Origin of the sequence: Vreelandella glaciei (assembly GCF_013415125.1) — a bacterium.
Classification (GTDB): domain Bacteria; phylum Pseudomonadota; class Gammaproteobacteria; order Pseudomonadales; family Halomonadaceae; genus Vreelandella; species Vreelandella glaciei.
In genome coordinates this window covers 85671-103095 of record NZ_JACCDE010000008.1, presented here as the reverse complement: position 1 = coordinate 103095, position 17425 = coordinate 85671, and the positions used below count along the sequence as shown (strand labels likewise).

Sequence of the window (17425 nt, the reverse complement as noted above, 5' to 3'; positions counted from 1 at the left end):
GTGGGTGCGTATCGTAACTGTGCAGGGGCGCTGTGTCCAGCCGTATGGCGCTTGAGTCCTTTGGTCAATTGACCGTTTTCCCCGCGGTGGTGCATGCTTTGAGAGCACTTCTGCACCTTTATCGATTGGGAACACAATAATATGAAAACATTTGCACGTAGCACGCTGGCTCTGGGCATCTCACTGGCGCTTGTGGGCGCCGCGAACGCCGCTGATTTTGCGGATATGGATCCTGTCACCCTGCGCCTGGCCCACGTGGTCAATGAGCAGGATGGCTTCCACATTGCCGCCACCAAGTTTGAAGAGCTGGTCGAAGAGCGCACCGAGGGCAAGGTGGATATCGAGATCTACCCCAACGCCACCCTGGGTGACGAACGCACGCTGCTGGAAGGCATGCAGATCGGCACGGTGGATATGGGCGTGATTACCAACGGCCCGGTGGCTAACTTTGTGGAAGAGATGGCGGTGTTCGAGCTGCCGTTCCTGTTCCCCTCCCCGGAAGCCGCTTACGCAGTGCTCGATGGCCCGATTGGCCAGGAACTGCTCGATAAGCTTTCCGAGGTGAACCTGAAAGGCATGGCCTACGCCGAGCGCGGTTTCCGCAACCTGACCAACAGCGAGCGGGCGGTAAACTCACCGGAAGATCTGGACGGCCTGCGCATTCGCGTAATGGAAAACCCGGTCTATACCGATACCTTCCGCGAGCTGGGTGCCAACGCCATCCCCATGGCGTGGACAGAAGCGCTCACCGCCATGCAGCAGGGCACCATCGACGGCCAGGAGAACCCGGTGAACGTGATTCACTCGTTCAACCTGGATGAAACCCAGAACTACATGACCCTTTCCCGCCACACCTACGCCCCGGCGATTTTTGTCATGGGTATGCCCGCCTGGAGCCAGTTGCCTGAAAACGCACAGGAAGTGTTGCTAGCGGCCGCCCAGGAAGCAGCGGAGTATGAACGTCAGGTGAACGCGGAGATGGAGAGCGAGCAGTTGCAGGCCCTGCGCGATGCCGGCATGGAGATCAACGACACGCCGGATATGGAAGCTTTCCAAGCCGCCGTTGTACCCGTGTATGAGAAGTACGGCGAGCAGTTCGGTGATTACCTGCCGCGCATCCAGGAGGCACTCAAGTAACGCGCCTAATACAAGAGAATCGCCTGATGGCTGACACCGCCCATCTTAAGCTGGCGAACAGACTCAATAAGGTAAATCTCAATTTACTATTGGTCTTTCACACGCTGTATTGGAAACGGAGTTTAACGCTGACCGCTGAGGCGCTCTGCCTGACGCAACCGGCGGTCAGCCACTCGCTGAAAAAGTTGCGCCTGTTAATGGACGACCCGCTGTTCATCAAGACGTTGGACGGCATGCAGCCCACCCCGCTCGCCCGGCAGATGGACGCCGCGGTGGCCAAAGGGCTGTTCTACCTTGACCAGGCCGTTCACAGCACTAACGAGTTTTCTCCCGCCACATCAAAGCGGGAGTTTCGTGTCAGTTTGGTGGACTATGTCAGCCAGCAGCTGCAACCCAAACTGATCCAGCACTGTTTGGAGCACGCGCCCGATGTGTGTTTCAACATGCTCTCCACGCGCATCGCCAGCGCGGAAGGCGCCCAACAAGTCCTTCAAGAGCACGATATCGACCTGGCGGTGGTGCAGCTCGAAACCTTGCCGCTCACCGCGCATCATGAGTACCTGTTTGACGATGTGATTGGCTGTGTGGGCGATGCGACTTTTCATGGCGAGGGCAGCACCATTAGCCTTCAGGCGTTTTTAAACTCCCCGCAAGTGGCTTTATCCCATCGCGAGGACAGCCCGCTGCTCATCAATGAAAAGCTGCGGGAACTAGGGTTGGAGCGCAAAATCGTCGCCAAGACGCCCTATATTAATCCGCTGCAGGAAATATTGGCCTCCACAACGCTGCTCTGCGTGGTCACAGAGAGCGCCGCCAGGGTCATTTGCCGCAACAATAGCCTGAAGTTCTACGCCCTGCCCCTGGATGTCCCAGCGTTCAAGGTCTGCCTGTGCTGGGATGAACGCAAGGATCACGATGCAGGCATCCACTGGTTACGGCACCTCACCAGGGAGCTGATAACACCCGCCCCCTCCGCCCTGGGCGCCCCTTAATCAAATAGCCAAACTCACTCCACCGCCACGACTTTGCCGCGGTTCAACAGCAGCTTGGGATCAAGAGCGACTTTCATACGCTTCATTAAAGCGATCTCTTCGCTGGTGCGGGAAATGCTCAGGTAGTCGCGCTTTTCGAGCCCAATGCCGTGTTCGGCAGAGATCGAGCCGCCGTACGCTTGTAGGGGGGAGTATACCAACTGCTCAACCTGGCGGCGGCTTTGCGGGCTGTCGTCGCGCACCGTGATCATGATGTGCAGGTTGCCATCGCCCAGATGACCAAACACAATCATTTTACCGGTTTGCGGAAACTGCGCCTTGAGGTTTTGCTCCAGGGTATCGACGTACGCGTCCATATGCGGAATCGGCAGGCTGATATCATAGGAGAACATCGGCTTCAGCTGGTGCACCAGCACTTCGATATCCTCTCGGATCGCCCAGATGCCCTGGCGCTGGGCACCGGAACTGGCCAGCACGGCATCGGTGATCAAGCCGTCTTCCATCGCCTTTTGCAGAATCTCTGAGAAATGCGCCGCATCCTGGGCGTCATCTAGCCCCAGGGTTTCGATGATCGCGTAGAAAGGCGAGTCGTCGGCCAACGGGGGCACGTGCTTGCCGCTCTCGGTGGTCACTAACTTGTAGTGACTATTCCACAACGCCTCGAAGGCGCTAAGGCTATTGGCGAGCTCTTGGGAGACCCTGCGTAACAGCTGGGTCAAGGCCTCGAAGGAGGGCACCGCGACCAGTGCGGTTTGTTCGCTGGGCATATGTGGCTGCAACCGGAGTACTGCACGGGTGACGATACCCAACGTGCCTTCGCTACCGATAAATAGCTGTTTGAGGTCGTAGCCAGCGTTATTCTTGAGCATTTTGTTCAGCGAGCTTACCACGGTGCCGTCGCTGAGTACGGCTTCCAGCCCCAGCACTTGCTGGCGCATCATGCCGTAGCGAATGACCCTTATGCCGCCCGCATTGGTGGCGATATTGCCGCCAATGGTGCACGATCCCCGGGCGCCAAGATCGAGCGGAAACTGCATATCGATCTCCGCCGCGGCTTCCTGCACACGCTGGAGTGTCACCCCGGCCTGAACCTGAATCGTAGAGCCAACCAGGTCGACCTCTTCGATCTGGTTCATTAGTTCCAGGGAAACCACCAGTTCCTCGGGGCTGGCTTCCCCACCGTGCACAATGCCGGTCATGCCGCCATGGGTCACTACCAACTGGTCGGCCTGGTAGCATAAGGCCATCACCCGGCTGAGCTGTTCGGTGTTGCGGGGCCTTACAATGGCCTTGGCACGACAGGGCGCCCCGGTAAACCAGTCGACGCTACGCTGGGAGACATCTTCACCGAGCAGCACGCCTTCTGGGCCGACTACCGCTACTAGGTCGTTAAGCAACTTATCCATTGGTTATTCCTGTTTTAGCTGGCGTTGCCATGGTTAGTAAGACTTAACCACCGACTAAGCCTTACAATTGCCTTCCAAGGCGTTTAATCAATCGTAATGCTTGCAGGCTAGCGCTAACCATCACCACTCTCAAGCCCCAGATCTATAAAGATTTTTTGGATTATTATCGCGAATAGTGGAATGAAAATAAGTAATTTGCCCTGTTAGTTCGATGTGATATAGATGAAGCCCAATAAGATAATAAGAACAGCCACCACTAGGAGATAATGTGAATCACAACGCCCGCTTCACCGCTCACGCCGCATCCTGTAATACAAGCAAATTCAAACAGTTAAAATTGTCATTGCTATGCGCTGGCCTGCTTGGTTTACCGCTCATGGCCCACGCCGAGGAAATAACCCCTACCAATCTGCGCTTAGCGACCGTGGTGAATACAGAAGATACTTACCATATCGCCGCCGAGCGCTTTCAGCAGTTAGTCAGCGAACAGACCGACGGTGCGGTCTCTGTCGAGATCTTCCCCAACGCTTCTCTGGGAGACGAGCGCACCATTCTGGAAGGCATGCAGATCGGCACTGTCGATATGGGCGTGATCACCAACGGGCCCGTGGCCAACTTCGTTGATGAGTTCTCAGTGTTTGAGCTGCCTTTCCTCTTCCCTTCCGCCGAATCTGCCTACTCGGTGCTGGATGGCGAGATCGGCCAGGAGATACTGGGTAAATTAGAGGATGTGAACCTTAAAGGGCTGGCATTTGCTGAGCGCGGCTTTCGCAATATCACCAATAGTCAGCACGCGATTAATGCGCCCCAGGATCTCGAAGGCCTGACACTGCGCGTCATCGAGAATGAGGTCTATGTGGATACGTTCCGCGAACTCGGCGCCAATGCCGTGCCCATGGCGTGGACAGAAGCGCTGACCGCCCTGCAACAAGGCACGATTGATGGTCAGGAAAACCCGGTTAACGCCATCCATGCCTTTAACCTGGCGGAAACCCAGGGCTACCTCACCATGACGCGGCATATCTATGCGCCAGCGATTTTCATTATGAGCTTACCCGCCTGGAACGGCCTGCAAGAGGAAGTTCAGGAGATCGTACTCGATGCCGCCAGCGAAGCTGCTAGCTATGCCAGAGAACAAAATGCCATCATGGAAGCCGAGCAGTTAGCCGAACTGGCTGAGGCAGGCATGGAAATAAATGAGTCGCCCGATATCGCCGCCTTCCAGGAAGCCGTTGCGCCGGTGTATGAGAAGTACGGTGACCAGTTCGGCGACTACCTGCAACGCATTCAGGAGGAAGTGAAGTAAGTGCCCACTCACACGCATCCATTGGTAACGCTGCTACAGCGTTCTGAACGCTTTCTGGACGCCATTCTACAGCCCGTGGTCTTTGCGGGCATGGCGGCGCTGATTGGGGTGATTACCCTGCAGATCGTCTCTCGTGTGCTATTCACCGCCGTCGGCTGGACGGAAGAGGTCGCCCGCTTTCTGCTGGTGTGGATCACCTTCTTAGCGGGCACTCTGGCATTCCAGCGTGGGCGGCATATCGCCGTGACCTTTGTGGTCGATGCCCTGCCCGGCCGACTGCGCCAGCTAGCCCGGCTTGCCGCCCTGCTGATTGTGCTGGCGTTTATGATCGCGCTGATTGTGATCGGCTACCGCTATATGCAGGTACAAAGCTTTCAGAAATCCGCCTCGCTGCGGCTGTCGATGACCTATGTTTACGCGGTAATGCCAATCTGTGCGGCGATTATGGCCTGGTATGCGCTGGTCGATATCATCGAGCTGCTGATTAACGGCGAAACCTCCCAGCCCCAGGAGGAGTCGCTATGACGCTGCTGCTGTTTGGGCTGTTCTTCCTGTTTATGCTGTTGGGCGTGCCGATTGCCTTTGCGATTGGCGCCAGCACGCTCTATGCGCTGTATCAATCCGGCGTGCCACTGATGGTGGTCACCCAGCAGATGTTCCAGGGCATCAACTCCTTTGCCCTGGTGGCTATCCCGATGTTTATCCTCGCTGGGGATTTAATGGCCCAGGGTAAGGTGAGCGAAAAGCTGGTCAGCTTTGCCGATTCTTTGGTCGGTTTTATGCGTGGCGGGCTGTCGGTGGTCTCGGTGATGGCGGGCATGTTCTTTGCGGCCATCTCCGGCTCTGGCGCCGCGACCACCGCAGCGGTGGGTTCCAGCCTGGTGCCGGAGCTCAAGCGTAAAGGCTATGACCCGGCCTCGGCGGCCAGCCTGATCGCCGCCAGCGGCACCATCGGGGTGGTGATTCCGCCCTCGGTGCCGATGATCATCTACGCGGTGATCGCCCAGCAGTCCGTTTCCAAGCTGTTTTTAAACGGTTTTTTGCCGGGTTTGGCGATGGGGCTAGGGTTAATGGCCATTGCCATTGCTCAGGCGTATAAGCGCCAATACCCCAAGGGTACACCGCTCTCGCTGGCCACCATCTGGCATACCTTTAAAGATGCCAGCTGGGGGTTGATGACGCCGGTGATTATCCTGGGTGGTATCTTCTCGGGAATATTCACCCCGTCGGAAGCGGCGGTCGTGGCGGTGAACTACGCCATGCTGGTGTCGCTGTTTGTCTACCGTGACCTGACCTTTCCGCAGGTGTATAAGCTGCTGATCCGTTCGGCGATGACCACCGCGGTGATTATGCTGGTGATTGCCATGTCGGCGGTATTGAGTTGGACGCTGTCTAGCTGGCAGGTGCCGGGGGCGATTGCTCAGGCCGTACTGTCGCTGTCTACCAACCCTTATGTGATTATGCTGCTGATCGTGGGAATTATTCTGCTCACCGGGGTGTTTATTGAAACCGCCAGTGCGCTGATTATCCTCACACCGGTGCTGCTACCGCTGGTGCTGCAGTTGGGGATTGATCCGATCCACTTTGGTTTGATTATCGTGGTGGGGCTCTCCATCGGCATGATTACCCCGCCGGTGGCGATCAACCTCTATGTGGCGTCTTCGATCACCCAGCTACCACTGGAGCGCATTACTCGGGCGATCATCCCTTACCTGCTGGGGCTGATCGGGGTGCTGCTGTTAGTGGTTTACGTGCCGATTATGTTGGGCTGGTCTGGCAATTAACCACACTGTCTAAGCATCGCTCATTAGAACGAAACGGGGCTTGCCATTGGCAAACCCCGTTTCATTTCACACCTGTTAAAGGTGCTGCTACCAAAAGAATTGGCAGTGAGATCACCGGCGCTGCGCACCAGCTTCGCGCCCGATTCAGTGTGCTGAACGGACGTATCGATAAGCGCACGAATCTCTTTGGAAGCATCGCTCGAACGACTGGCCAGAATCCTAACTTCTTGTGCCACCACGGCAAAGCCACGGCCATGCAGAAGGGTTTAGCGTATAGACTAAGTATATGTCGACTTAAAGTGTGTCAACTTTAACCACTTTTGGGTTGTTTTTGCTTTATAGGCAGCTATTTAGCTAAATAACTAACGATACATAACCTAGGTTAAGGTAAAAACACACTAATCCATTCATGGTGGGGGAGTGGTGGCCAGGGATGGCCCGTTTTAGCAAGACGCTAACACATGTTCTTCGGTTGCCTTGATCTTTCTACCGCCTGATCAGGGCGACCTTTTTATTGCTAATGTCTTTTTCCCTTCTCTTAATAACCTCGTTATCGACTCTCGATCTGACATTTCCTGACGTCCTTGTGATTTGCGCTTGTTACTTGCTATCGCCAGCAGCGTATCATGGCGCTAGTACACAAGGAGTATGGCAAGCCATGATTCGTAATTCCTCTCTGTTTAACGCGGCCTTGCTCCTGCTTCCTCAGTTGGCTCATTTTTCCTGGCGCGTACTTCGTAATTTTCTGAAAAACCACGGCATTCTGCTGGCAGGCGGGGTGGGCTACAATATTTTGCTCTCCATCGTGCCGTTATTTGCTGTACTGGTGGTGCTGTTAACTCAAGTCGTTGATCAGCAGCATCTTCTCAATGTGCTCGCTATCCAGGCCCGGCATATGGCGCCTGCCCATGCCGAGGTATTGCTTGAGGCTGTGCGTAGCCTGCTCGATTCGCGCGATGTCATCGGCATTCTGAGTTTTCCCGTTCTATTACTGTTCAGCTCCTTTGCCTTTCGCATGCTGGAAGACGCCTTGGCGATCATTTTTGATGCGCCGGAGAGCCCGCACATCAAGCGCCGTGTCTGGGTGTCAGTGATGTTGCCTTATGCCTTTATGGTGGTGCTGGGGGCGGGCTTGATGGTGCTGACACTAGTGGTCACCCTGGCCAGTTCACTCAATACGTTGGTCTTTTTATTATTCGAGCGCGAGCTGCCGTTGGCGAGCTTTTCAGAACCCGTGCTGAACCTAGCCAGTTTCATTGGGGTTTTCCTGCTCTTTAGCGCTATTTATAAAGTGCTGCCGGTGGTACGTATCGCCTTACGCCGTGCGGTAGTGGGTGGTTTTGTGGCAGCGCTACTCTGGGAAGGCGTACGGCTGTTACTGGTCTACTATTTTGCCAATCTATCGTTCGTAAACGCTGTTTACGGCTCGCTGGCAACACTGGTGATCGTGCTGATTAGTTTGGAAGTAGGCGCCATTATTTTACTGCTGGGCGCCCAGGTGATCGCCGAATTGGAACGCAACTCGCGCCTTGGTCTGGCCTGGCATCTCGACCCTAGCCGACAGCCTATTACACGGGTTGAATGAGCAACCTGGGGCGGCTGACGCTCCCTGCGCGTACTGGCGTTATAGTAAAAAGACAGCCAAACGACGTGGCAAAAAGCCCTAAAATCAAAAGGGCTTGATATTAACATCAAGATAAGAAGGGGCAAGATCCCGCTCAAGCGGCACGAACATCTCTTCCATAAAATCCATCAGCAAATGCGTCGCCTTTAATGCCTTAGGAGTGTCACGCTCAATGATCGCATCGAGCATATCCACATGCATCTGGATATTTTCCTGCACGGTGCGCTCACTACCCAGGTGGCTCTGATAAAGATACCCCAGCCGCCGAAACGTCGTGTGAAGTGGCCGCAATGTCCGTTCTACAAAGGGTTCGTCGGCAGCCTCCAACAGTAATTGATCCATTCGCTTGTCGAGCTCATTGAAGGGGCGAATATCACTGCCTGACTTTAATTCTCGAAGCATGCGGGCTAGTTGGTTCAGCTGACTTCTTACCAAACCACTGGCGTTATCAATGGCCAGTTCAACGACAAAACTCTCAATATCGCGCCGAATTCTTAACAACCGGCGTTCGCGATGCAAGTCAATGGGCGTAATCTTGACCCCGCGCCCAGCGCGTACTTCCAAAAGGGTGTCGTCCGAAAGCTTGCGAATCGCTTCAAGCACCGGGGTGCGGCCCAGCGATACCCGCTCCTGCAAGTCGGCCATTGTCATGGTCTCACCGGGTTTGAGCTCCATGTGAGCGATTAATGACTCAATTCTCTCGTAAGCCTGTTCTCCTTGGGACATCCCGTAAGACGATGTTTTAGTGACCATTATTTTGTAATCCCGATAAATTAGTGCCTTATTAGACATAAGTATCATGGTATATCAAGGTATATACCAATATATTTCTAATCAGAACACATGTGATGGATACGTCAATAACGCTTAAGTAGCGCATCACTTGATTCTTTATTTAATGTTTTCTTAAAAAATAAGTTTTCAATAACGGTGGAAGCAGACTCTTGTGACTAACATATCTTTAACGCTGCTTACTTTTAGCTTTCACCGCAACGTTAATAACCTTCAAAAAACGCTTAATTCACTCTAGAAAGTAGCTAAACCCTAAAATTCTTTTCACACAACAATGATACAAGAGGTGAGAAAGATGACCTTGTTCGATCTAACAGGCCGCACGGCACTTATTACCGGATCATCGGGTGGGCTGGGGCTCGCAATGGCCCGCGGATTGGCTCAGTCGGGCGCTCAAATCATTATTCATGGTCGTAATCGCGACAAACTCGAAGCAGCGCGTGATGCCCTTTCCGAGGAAGGACATAGCGTATTGACCACATCGTTCGATATTACCGACGAAGCTGCCATTGAGCAGGCGCTGGCAGCGCTTGATGCCGATGGCGTTACTATCGACATCCTGGTCAATAACGCTGGCATGCAGCTTCGCCGCCCGTTGGTCGAGCTCGAACGCGACCAGTGGGACACCGTGATCAACACGAATCTGACCAGCACCTTCCTGCTGGGTCGCAACGTTGCCCGTCAAATGATTGCGCGCGGCAAGGGCGGCAAAATCATCAATATCGGCTCTCTGATGAGCTCAGTCGCACGACCAACCGTGGGTGCTTATACGGCCTCCAAGGGCGGCGTGCGTCTGTTGACCCAATCCATGGCAGCGGAGTGGGCTGAACATAACATCCAGACCAACGCCATCGGCCCTGGCTACATGATCACGGAAATGACCCAGCCACTGGTCGATGATCCGAAATTCAATGACTGGATCGTTGGCCGCACCCCTTCCAAACGCTGGGGAGTTCCCGAAGATCTTGTTGGGACGGTGGTCTACCTGGCATCCCCGGCGTCGAGCTACGTAAATGGTCAGATCATTTACGTCGATGGCGGCATGCTGGCCGTTCTTTAACGGCAATTTAAAACCCGAGAAAGACAACCACACCGGTATGACCGGATGAACGACCTATATAACAACATACAAGGACTAGGCTCATGCAAATCAAACACGCTTTAACCACAACACCCGCTGTGCTGACGGCATTGGCGCTCGCCATCAGCAGCACGTCCGTTCTAGCAGCAGATTACAATGCCAAGCTCTCGCTCGATGTGCCGGAAGGCAATACCAAGTATGTAGCGGCGCAGCAGTTTGCCGATCTGGTGCGTGAACGCACAGACAACAATGTTGATATCCAGCTGTTCGCTAACAGCGTGCTGGGCGGAGAAAGCGAATCTGCCGAAGGTATCCGGTTGGGCTCGGTTCAGATGGGCATCATCACCAGCTCTGTACTGACCTCTTGGATTCCCGAGGTTCAAGTGCTCGATTTACCTTATTTGATCGATGGCGAGGAGCAGGCGACAGCGCTCAGCGAACCATTGACCGAAGAACTCTCAGCCAACTTTGAAGAGCAGGGGTTCCATCTGCTCGGCTTCTCCGTCAATGGTATCCGTCAGTTGATGAGCAGTTTCCCGATTGATTCGATTGACGACATCCAGGGCAAGAAGATGCGCGTCATCCAGAGCCCGTTGCACGTCGACGCCTGGCAAGCAGCTGGCGCCAACCCAACGCCAGTTCCCGCACCTGAAATCTATAACTCCATGCAGACAGGGGTTATCGACTTCTTTGATAACACTGCGACTAACTATCTGACCAACCGCTTCTATGAAGTGGCTCCATACTATGTGAAAACCGATCACATCTTCGCCATGGGTACCTGGGTAGTGTCACAGAACTGGTGGGAGCGTCTGCCTGACGACTACCAGGAGGTGATCACTGAAGCAGCACTGGAGGTTCAGGCAGAGCTACCCGCAATGCGTAAGAGTGACGACCAGGCGGCATTGGATGAAACCGTTGCCGACGGTGCGACGATCATCGAAATCGAAGACAAAGGGCCATGGCAAGAAGCTATGAAGCCAATCCGCGACGAATATGTTGAAAAAATCCCGAATGGCGAAGCACTTGTTTCGCTGATCGAAAACGCGGAATAACAACCCTGTCGGCCCCACCGCTATGGTGGGGCCGAGTGTTTGTTGCGTCTTCACTGGCGCCGCCCTTCTGGAGCGTATCGGATGTCTGCCTACCGTTTTTCCCTTGCAACCTCATCATTGGGCATCGGCCGCGCCGCCACCGGGCTGGAAAGCCTAGTGCGTTTCCTCGTCTTTGGTATTTTGCTGGCCATGACCCTGGCGGTGCTCGCCGGTGTCGTTTCTCGCTATGTTTTCAACGACTCTTTTTCGTGGACCGAAGAGTTCGCGATATGGTGCTTTACCTGGTTAATCTTTCTCGGCGCGGCATTAGGGGTACGCCAACAGCGCCATGTTGCTGGTGACTTCCTGCCTAAGGATCTGCCAGCCTGGCTCACCGGTGTACTGGGCTTCACCCAGAATCTTATCCTTTCGCTGACACTGATTATGATGCTGTTCGGCGGCTACCAACTAGCCGACATGGTGGGTGGCACCAGCGCCAGCTTACAATGGCCTACGGCTATCAAGTACGCCGTCATTCCCATTTCCGGTGTCATCGCGCTGGTTTTCCTGCTCGCCCGCGACGCTGACAATACAAATATTCTGATCCGCAACTTGGCGGCGATTGTCATCGCTGGCTTGATCTATGCAGGGCTGGATCAAGGCCTATTGGGGCCCTTACAGGGCGTCTCACCAAGCCTGATCATGCTGGTGGTTTTCTTTCTGGCACTCGGGGTTGGGGTACCGGTATCTTTTTCGTTGATGTTCGGGGTATTTCTGGCCAGTTCGGCCTCGTTTATTCTACCGGCGCCAGCGGTGGTTCAGAACATGGTCACCGGCTCGACTAAGTTCATCCTGCTAGCGATTCCCTTCTTTCTATCTACCGGTTACCTACTTAACCTGGGTGGGCTTTCGACTCGCTTAATTGATTTCGCCACAAGCCTGGTCGGCCACCTGCGCGGCGGCTTGGCCCACGTCAACATCCTCAACAGCCTGATGGTTGGCGGTATCTCAGGCTCTTCGAGTGCCGATGCGGCCAGCAGCACCAAAATCCTGGTGCCTGAGATGGTCAAACGCGGCTACTCGCCAGCGTTCTCCTGCGCGGTCACCGCCTCATCAGCTATTCTGCCCAACGTGGTACCTCCAGCCATCGCTATGCTGGTCTATGCCTCGGTCGCCAACGTTTCTATCGCCCGCCTGTTCATGGCCGGTATTGTGCCTGCACTGATGGCCGCCGGTGCGTTGATGCTGGTGGCTTATTGGATCTCCGTGCGCCGTCAGTACCAGACAGCCACGGCGCGTGCGCCAATGGCGACAATCTGGCATACCTTCGTGCGGGCACTACCGGTGTTGGTGATCACCGTTGGTGTACTGGGCGGGATCCGCTTTGGGGTTATTACCGCCACCGAGGCGGGCGTTGTGGCGTTGCTCTGGACGTTCGTGCTTGGCAAACTGGTATTCAAAGCGTACGACTGGAAGCAGTTTTACCGCTCCTTCGTTGAGTGCGGCACCGACGCCGCGCTGGTCGGTTTTTTGATCGCGGCCTCGGTACCGTTCGCATGGATATTGATTGCTGAGCAGGTACCCCAGGAAATAGTCGGCTGGGCAGGCACGGCGGCCGACAGTCAGTTCGGCTTGTTCATCATCCTTTTAGTAGTGCTTGCCGTGGCCGGCATGTTTCTCGACCTGACGCCTGCGATGCTGATTATCGCTCCTTTGTTTTTACCGATGATGACCAATGCCGGCGTCGACCCGGTGCAATTGGGGATCGTGATGATTATTACCTTACAGCTAGGGGGGATATCCCCACCCGTGGGGTTGTTGGTATTTATCACATCGCAGATCGCCAAGGTATCGCCTTCCGCCGTGTTCCGTGCGGCGGTACCTTTCATCGCTGCGACCATGGTGATCGTCCTGCTACTGTGCATGTTCCCCGCACTCACCATTGGCCTGTGGAACCTGTTGGAATAATAAGCCGCTAAACCACAAAGGCCGCCAAACATTTGGCGGCCTTTGTCTATCGCGGACTTACTAAATTGCCCCTGTACTCACGGCAGCCGCTTTATCAGCCTGCGGGCGCCGCTCATCCAGCATCCCTTTGTCGAGAATAAAGCGGATGATCTCCTCAAGCCCTACCCCGTCATAAAGATTGGTAAACACGAAGGGGCGTTCGCCGCGCATTTTCTTCGAGTCGCGTTCCATCACTTCTAGCGAAGCGTGAACATACTCGGCGATATCGATTTTATTAATGATCAGCAGGTCAGACTTGGTGATACCCGGCCCGCCTTTACGGGGGATTTTATCGCCTGCGGAAACATCAATGACGTACAGCGTCAGATCGGAAAGCTCGGGGCTGAAGGTGGCCGAGAGGTTGTCACCGCCCGACTCGACCATCACCAGCTCCAGCTTCGGGTGACGCGCCTGCAGCTCATCGATGGCGGCCAGGTTCATCGAGGCATCTTCACGAATGGCCGTATGCGGGCAGCCGCCGGTCTCAACCCCCAGAATACGATCCGCAGGGAGTGCATCGTGCTTGAGCAGAAAGTCGGCGTCTTCACGGGTATAGATATCGTTGGTGACCACGGCGATGTCGTAGTAATCCCGCAGCGCTAAGCAGAGTTGCTTGAGCAGCGCGGTTTTACCGGACCCTACCGGGCCGCCCACACCAACACGTAAACAGTGAGTCATCGTTCTCTCCTCGTTAACTTCTAAGCTATTTAACTTATGAGCTTTTTAACTTCTAAACAGGCGCGAATATTGCGTTTCGTGCAGGGCACTGGCCAGGGCCAAACCGGGCAGCACCGGGCCTAGTTCGTCATCTTTCAGCGCTAGCGCTTGGTTAACGGCATCCACTAGCGCTGGGCGCAGCTGCTCAATCACGCGCTGAGCAGCGGTATGGCCCAGCGGAAGTGCTTTACAGGCCACTGCTAACTGGTTCTCTAACCACGCCCAGGCAAACCCCAGTAGGGTTTGGCGCACGGACACGCCACGTAAGTGAGCCGTGTAGGCAAACAGCGTCACATAGCCTGCCTGAGGCGGGAGCAAAGGCGTTAGTAAGTCCTCACTTGGCAGCTGTTGGTCTCTTGGCAATAAATCCAAACTGCCCAGTAGGCGCTTAAGCGAGACGCCCAGGCGGCTGTCTTCAGCGGCCAGCTCGGCGGTTTCCCGGGTGGCGGCCAGCCACTCTTCCCATGTGGCGATTGATTGGCTATCCCCTTGATCTAACGCTTCATGCAGCCGCGCCAGCACGGGCAGCTCGCAGCGGGTCAGGCCGTCCTCCAGTACGCCGCTTAACCACTCGGCAAGGCTGGCTTCATCGCGCACCCAGTCCAGCTCGAAGGCGCTTTCCAGCCCTTGGGAGAAGGCAAAGGCACCAATCGGCAGCGCGGGGCTCACCAACTGCATCAGCCCAAGCAGCGCTAGTTCGTCGCCTTGGCGTTCTAGTGCGGTAAGCTCAGTGTGCATGGTGGTGCTCATGCGGGTGGTCATGATCGTGTGAATGACCGTGAGAATGGCCATGTGAATGCCCACCGCCCACTTGGTTATAAGCACCCGGCTCGGGGTCGAAGGTGGCGTTGTGGTGCTCTAGTTCGGCCCCCAGAAGCTCGGCGAGTTCTTCCAGCACGTGATCCGGCGGGAAGCGTAACCAGCCGCCCTTTTCATCTTCACCCAGCGCCAGCTGTACATGGCGATTACCCAGGTGGTAGGCCAACCGCGCCAGCGGTAAGCCAGTACTTACTCTTGCAGTGACTACCGGTTCTACGGCGGCGCAAACACGCACCACTTCGCCGCTTTCGGCTTTCAGGCCTTCACCGCTGCGCAGCACCGGGCCGCGATCGAGAAACAACCCCAGCTCGCGGCCGCTATCGCTTTGCGCTTTTAAGCGCCCACGAATGCGCAGCTCAAAGGGCAGCGTCAGCGTGTCGCTAGCGGCACTCTCTTCCACTGGCCCTAAACGTTCTATTAATTTCAGCATTGCTCTCGTCCCTTCGCTATCTCTGCGGCTGTGCCGCGGGTAGGCCTACGAGAGGGCGCTGTGAATACCTCCCTGTACGCTACTTTTGCCATCTGACCGCCATGGATGGCGGAAATGCCGGAATTGTTGGGAACATTTTCCGGCCTTGGCAAAAGACCCTCTCTACGGCCTACCCCCGTCACCTCTAACTAATGAAATAGCCTCAATTAAAACAAATGATAACGCTGAGCTAGCGGCAGCTCGGTGGCGGGCTCGCAAGTTAAAATTTCACCGTCACAGCGCACTTCGTAGGTTTGCGGGTCTACCGTCAGCTCCGGGCAGGCATCGTTCAGCTTCATATCCTTTTTGCGCACTTGGCGCACGTTTTTACACGCCGCCAGTTCGCTGTTTAGTCCCAAGGTCTCTTTAATACCCGCATCCAGCGCGGCTTGGCTGACAAAACTGAGCCGGGTTTGGCTGGCCGCACGGCCAAAGGCACCAAACATATAGCGGTAATGCACTGGCTGCGGGGTGGGAATCGAAGCGTTGGGGTCGCCCATGGGCGCCGCTGCAATCATGCCGCCTTTGATCATCATCGCTGGCTTCACGCCAAAGAAGGCCGGTTTCCATAGCACCAGGTCCGCCAGTTTACCGACTTCGATGGAGCCCACTTCGTGGGCGATGCCGTGGGTGATTGCCGGGTTGATGGTGTACTTGGCGATATAGCGCTTAGCGCGAAAGTTATCGGCACCCATCGCTTCGTCTTCCGGCAGCAGGCCGCGCTGCACCTTCATTTTGTGGGCGGTTTGCCAGGTGCGGCAGACCACTTCACCGACCCGCCCCATGGCTTGGGAGTCTGAAGCGATCATCGAGATCACACCCAAATCGTGGAGGATATCCTCGGCGGCGATGGTTTCGCGGCGAATGCGTGAGTCGGCGAAGGCCACGTCTTCGGGGATATTGGGGTCGAGGTGGTGGCACACCATCAGCATATCGAGGTGTTCGTCGATAGTATTGACTGTGTAGGGCCGCGTTGGGTTGGTGGACGAAGGCAGCACATAAGGTTTGGAGCAGGCGGTGAGAATATCCGGTGCGTGGCCGCCGCCCGCACCTTCGGTGTGGTAAGTGTGAATGCAGCGCTCTTTGAACGCGGCCAGGGTGTCTTCCACAAAGCCTGATTCGTTCAGGGTGTCGGTGTGAATCGCCACCTGCACATCGTAGGCATCCGCCACGTTGAGGCAGTTATTGATCGAGGCAGGTGTGGTGCCCCAGTCTTCATGCAGTTTGAGCCCCATGGCACCCGCTTTAAGCTGTAGCTCCAGGGACTCGGGCAGGCTGGCGTTACCCTTGCCCAGAAAGCCGATATTCATCGGCATATCGTCCACCGCCTGGAGCATTTTGCCGATATGCCAGGGGCCTGGCGTGCAGGTGGTGGCGTTGGTGCCGGTGGCTGGGCCGGTGCCGCCGCCGAGCATGGTGGTCACGCCGCTCATCAGCGCTTCTTCGACCTGCTGGGGGCAAATAAAGTGGATATGAGAGTCGATGCCGCCGGCAGTGAGGATCTTACCTTCGCCGGAGATGATTTCGGTGCCGGGGCCAATCACGATCTCCACATCGGGCTGTACGTCTGGGTTGCCCGCCTTGCCAATCGCGGCGATGCGACCGTTCTGAATGCCCACGTCGGCTTTAACGATACCCCACCAATCGAGAATCAGTGCGTTGGTAATCACGGTATCCATCACCGTGTCGTCGGCGCGCTGGCTTTGGCCCATGCCGTCGCGAATGACCTTGCCACCGCCGAACTTCACTTCATCGCCGTAGTGGGTGGCGTCTTTCTCGACTTCGATCCACAGCTCGGTATCGCCCAGGCGCACGCGGTCGCCCACCGTGGGGCCGTACATATCGGCGTAGGCTTGCCGACTGATCTTGTTGGCAGGCTTCATGACTGACCTCCCGCTTCGCCTGGTTTTTGTTCATTTCGCGCGGCATCGGGCGCGTTAGAAAGTAGCGCGCCCATGACATCGCCGCGAAAGCCGTAAATTTCGCGCTTACCGACAAACGGGATCAGCGTGACTTCGCGGGTCTGGCCGGGCTCAAAGCGAATTGCCGTGCCAGCGGCGACGTCCAAGCGAAAACCTCGGGTTTTGGCGCGATCAAACACCAGCGCCGGGTTGGCTTCGGCGAAGTGGTAGTGGGAGCCGATCTGGATGGGACGGTCGCCGGTATTGGCCACTTCGACGCTAATCCGCTCACGCCCAGCACACAGTTCGATATCACCCTGTTTTAATTGGTACTCACCGGGAATCATCAGGCGCTC

Annotated in this window: 16 protein-coding genes and 1 pseudogene; 9 read left to right on the top strand and 8 right to left on the bottom strand. The window is 55.8% G+C overall.

The annotated features are described in order from the left end of the window. The first annotated feature begins 141 nt into the window (after positions 1 to 141). On the top strand, positions 142 to 1137 hold the full coding sequence (locus HZS80_RS07515) for a TRAP transporter substrate-binding protein (protein WP_179915654.1): 996 nt from the start codon (positions 142 to 144) through the stop codon (positions 1135 to 1137). Positions 1138 to 1163: 26 nt separating this feature from the next. Next, complete coding sequence (locus tag HZS80_RS07510; protein WP_179915653.1) at positions 1164 to 2129, top strand: LysR family transcriptional regulator; 966 nt, start codon at positions 1164 to 1166, stop codon at positions 2127 to 2129. Between the two features lie 14 nt (positions 2130 to 2143). Here HZS80_RS07510 and HZS80_RS07505 read toward each other — a convergent pair whose 3' ends face one another. Then, entirely contained in the window at positions 2144 to 3535 is a 1392-nt protein-coding gene (locus HZS80_RS07505) for an FAD-binding oxidoreductase (RefSeq protein WP_179915652.1), read from the bottom strand. Positions 3536 to 3803: 268 nt separating this feature from the next. Here HZS80_RS07505 and HZS80_RS07500 point away from each other — a divergent pair, with 268 nt between their 5' ends. The 3 genes from HZS80_RS07500 to HZS80_RS07490 are packed head-to-tail and all read left to right on the top strand — an operon-like array spanning position 3804 to position 6625. Continuing rightward, positions 3804 to 4841 carry a TRAP transporter substrate-binding protein gene (locus HZS80_RS07500; protein ID WP_179915651.1) on the top strand — a complete coding sequence of 346 codons (1038 nt, stop codon included), beginning with the start codon at positions 3804 to 3806 and terminating at the stop codon, positions 4839 to 4841. After that, complete coding sequence (locus tag HZS80_RS07495) at positions 4842 to 5366, top strand: TRAP transporter small permease (RefSeq protein WP_008956153.1); 525 nt, start codon at positions 4842 to 4844, stop codon at positions 5364 to 5366. Beyond that, positions 5363 to 6625, top strand: a complete 1263-nt coding sequence (locus HZS80_RS07490) for a TRAP transporter large permease (protein ID WP_179915650.1) — start codon at positions 5363 to 5365, stop codon at positions 6623 to 6625. Before HZS80_RS07495 ends, HZS80_RS07490 begins: the two co-directional genes overlap by 4 nt. A gap of 110 nt (positions 6626 to 6735) precedes the next feature. Here the strand turns inward: HZS80_RS07490 and HZS80_RS07485 are convergent. Then, positions 6736 to 6882 (bottom strand): annotated as a pseudogene (locus HZS80_RS07485) (methyl-accepting chemotaxis protein); the annotation flags it as partial. Between the two features lie 401 nt (positions 6883 to 7283). Between HZS80_RS07485 and HZS80_RS07480 the strand changes: the two are divergent. Then, the gene (locus HZS80_RS07480) at positions 7284 to 8210 is read left to right on the top strand and encodes a YihY/virulence factor BrkB family protein (RefSeq protein ID WP_035555261.1); all 927 of its coding nucleotides are present in this window, start codon (positions 7284 to 7286) and stop codon (positions 8208 to 8210) included. An 84-nt stretch (positions 8211 to 8294) separates the two neighbouring features. Here HZS80_RS07480 and HZS80_RS07475 read toward each other — a convergent pair whose 3' ends face one another. Beyond that, a complete protein-coding gene (locus HZS80_RS07475) occupies positions 8295 to 9002 on the bottom strand; it encodes a GntR family transcriptional regulator (RefSeq protein WP_045812041.1) in 708 nt (235 codons plus the stop codon). A 334-nt stretch (positions 9003 to 9336) separates the two neighbouring features. On the opposite strand from HZS80_RS07475, the gene HZS80_RS07470 reads away from it, so the two are divergent. The 3 genes from HZS80_RS07470 to HZS80_RS07460 all read left to right on the top strand — a co-directional run bounded on the left by HZS80_RS07470 (position 9337) and on the right by HZS80_RS07460 (position 13124). Next, the gene (locus HZS80_RS07470) at positions 9337 to 10101 is read left to right on the top strand and encodes an SDR family oxidoreductase (RefSeq protein WP_035555256.1); all 765 of its coding nucleotides are present in this window, start codon (positions 9337 to 9339) and stop codon (positions 10099 to 10101) included. Positions 10102 to 10184: 83 nt separating this feature from the next. Next, positions 10185 to 11177, top strand: coding sequence for a TRAP transporter substrate-binding protein (locus HZS80_RS07465; RefSeq protein ID WP_035555252.1), 993 nt, complete (start codon positions 10185 to 10187; stop codon positions 11175 to 11177). Positions 11178 to 11258: 81 nt separating this feature from the next. Next, positions 11259 to 13124 (top strand): TRAP transporter large permease, encoded by a 1866-nt coding sequence (locus tag HZS80_RS07460; RefSeq protein WP_179915649.1) that lies wholly within the window; start codon positions 11259 to 11261, stop codon positions 13122 to 13124. 60 nt (positions 13125 to 13184) lie between these two features. On the opposite strand, the gene ureG is transcribed toward HZS80_RS07460, so the two are convergent. The 5 genes from ureG to HZS80_RS07435 all read right to left on the bottom strand — a co-directional run bounded on the left by ureG (position 13185) and on the right by HZS80_RS07435 (position 17416). Further along, positions 13185 to 13841 (bottom strand): urease accessory protein UreG, encoded by a 657-nt coding sequence (gene ureG / locus HZS80_RS07455; RefSeq protein WP_035555244.1) that lies wholly within the window; start codon positions 13839 to 13841, stop codon positions 13185 to 13187. Positions 13842 to 13886: 45 nt separating this feature from the next. Next, a complete protein-coding gene (locus HZS80_RS07450) occupies positions 13887 to 14618 on the bottom strand; it encodes an urease accessory protein UreF (protein WP_246361800.1) in 732 nt (243 codons plus the stop codon). Next, positions 14608 to 15129 (bottom strand): urease accessory protein UreE, encoded by a 522-nt coding sequence (gene ureE / locus HZS80_RS07445; RefSeq protein WP_179915648.1) that lies wholly within the window; start codon positions 15127 to 15129, stop codon positions 14608 to 14610. The genes HZS80_RS07450 and ureE overlap by 11 nt, the downstream gene beginning before the upstream one ends. Positions 15130 to 15335: 206 nt before the next feature. After that, the gene (ureC, locus tag HZS80_RS07440; protein ID WP_179915647.1) at positions 15336 to 17051 is read right to left on the bottom strand and encodes an urease subunit alpha; all 1716 of its coding nucleotides are present in this window, start codon (positions 17049 to 17051) and stop codon (positions 15336 to 15338) included. Further along, positions 17048 to 17416 (bottom strand): urease subunit beta, encoded by a 369-nt coding sequence (locus HZS80_RS07435; RefSeq protein WP_179915646.1) that lies wholly within the window; start codon positions 17414 to 17416, stop codon positions 17048 to 17050. Before HZS80_RS07435 ends, ureC begins: the two co-directional genes overlap by 4 nt. Positions 17417 to 17425: the final 9 nt, after the last annotated feature.

Coding starts and splice junctions, on each gene's coding strand:
- HZS80_RS07515 (WP_179915654.1), top strand. CDS start 142: ATGAAAACATTTGCACGTAGCACGCTGGCTCTGGGCATCTCACTGGCG.
- HZS80_RS07510 (WP_179915653.1), top strand. CDS start 1,164: ATGGCTGACACCGCCCATCTTAAGCTGGCGAACAGACTCAATAAGGTA.
- HZS80_RS07505 (WP_179915652.1), bottom strand. CDS start 3,535: ATGGATAAGTTGCTTAACGACCTAGTAGCGGTAGTCGGCCCAGAAGGC.
- HZS80_RS07490 (WP_179915650.1), top strand. CDS start 5,363: ATGACGCTGCTGCTGTTTGGGCTGTTCTTCCTGTTTATGCTGTTGGGC.
- HZS80_RS07480 (WP_035555261.1), top strand. CDS start 7,284: ATGATTCGTAATTCCTCTCTGTTTAACGCGGCCTTGCTCCTGCTTCCT.
- HZS80_RS07475 (WP_045812041.1), bottom strand. CDS start 9,002: ATGGTCACTAAAACATCGTCTTACGGGATGTCCCAAGGAGAACAGGCT.
- HZS80_RS07470 (WP_035555256.1), top strand. CDS start 9,337: ATGACCTTGTTCGATCTAACAGGCCGCACGGCACTTATTACCGGATCA.
- HZS80_RS07465 (WP_035555252.1), top strand. CDS start 10,185: ATGCAAATCAAACACGCTTTAACCACAACACCCGCTGTGCTGACGGCA.
- HZS80_RS07460 (WP_179915649.1), top strand. CDS start 11,259: ATGTCTGCCTACCGTTTTTCCCTTGCAACCTCATCATTGGGCATCGGC.
- ureG (WP_035555244.1), bottom strand. CDS start 13,841: ATGACTCACTGTTTACGTGTTGGTGTGGGCGGCCCGGTAGGGTCCGGT.
- HZS80_RS07450 (WP_246361800.1), bottom strand. CDS start 14,618: ATGCACACTGAGCTTACCGCACTAGAACGCCAAGGCGACGAACTAGCG.
- ureE (WP_179915648.1), bottom strand. CDS start 15,129: ATGCTGAAATTAATAGAACGTTTAGGGCCAGTGGAAGAGAGTGCCGCT.
- ureC (WP_179915647.1), bottom strand. CDS start 17,051: ATGAAGCCTGCCAACAAGATCAGTCGGCAAGCCTACGCCGATATGTAC.
- HZS80_RS07435 (WP_179915646.1), bottom strand. CDS start 17,416: ATGATTCCCGGTGAGTACCAATTAAAACAGGGTGATATCGAACTGTGT.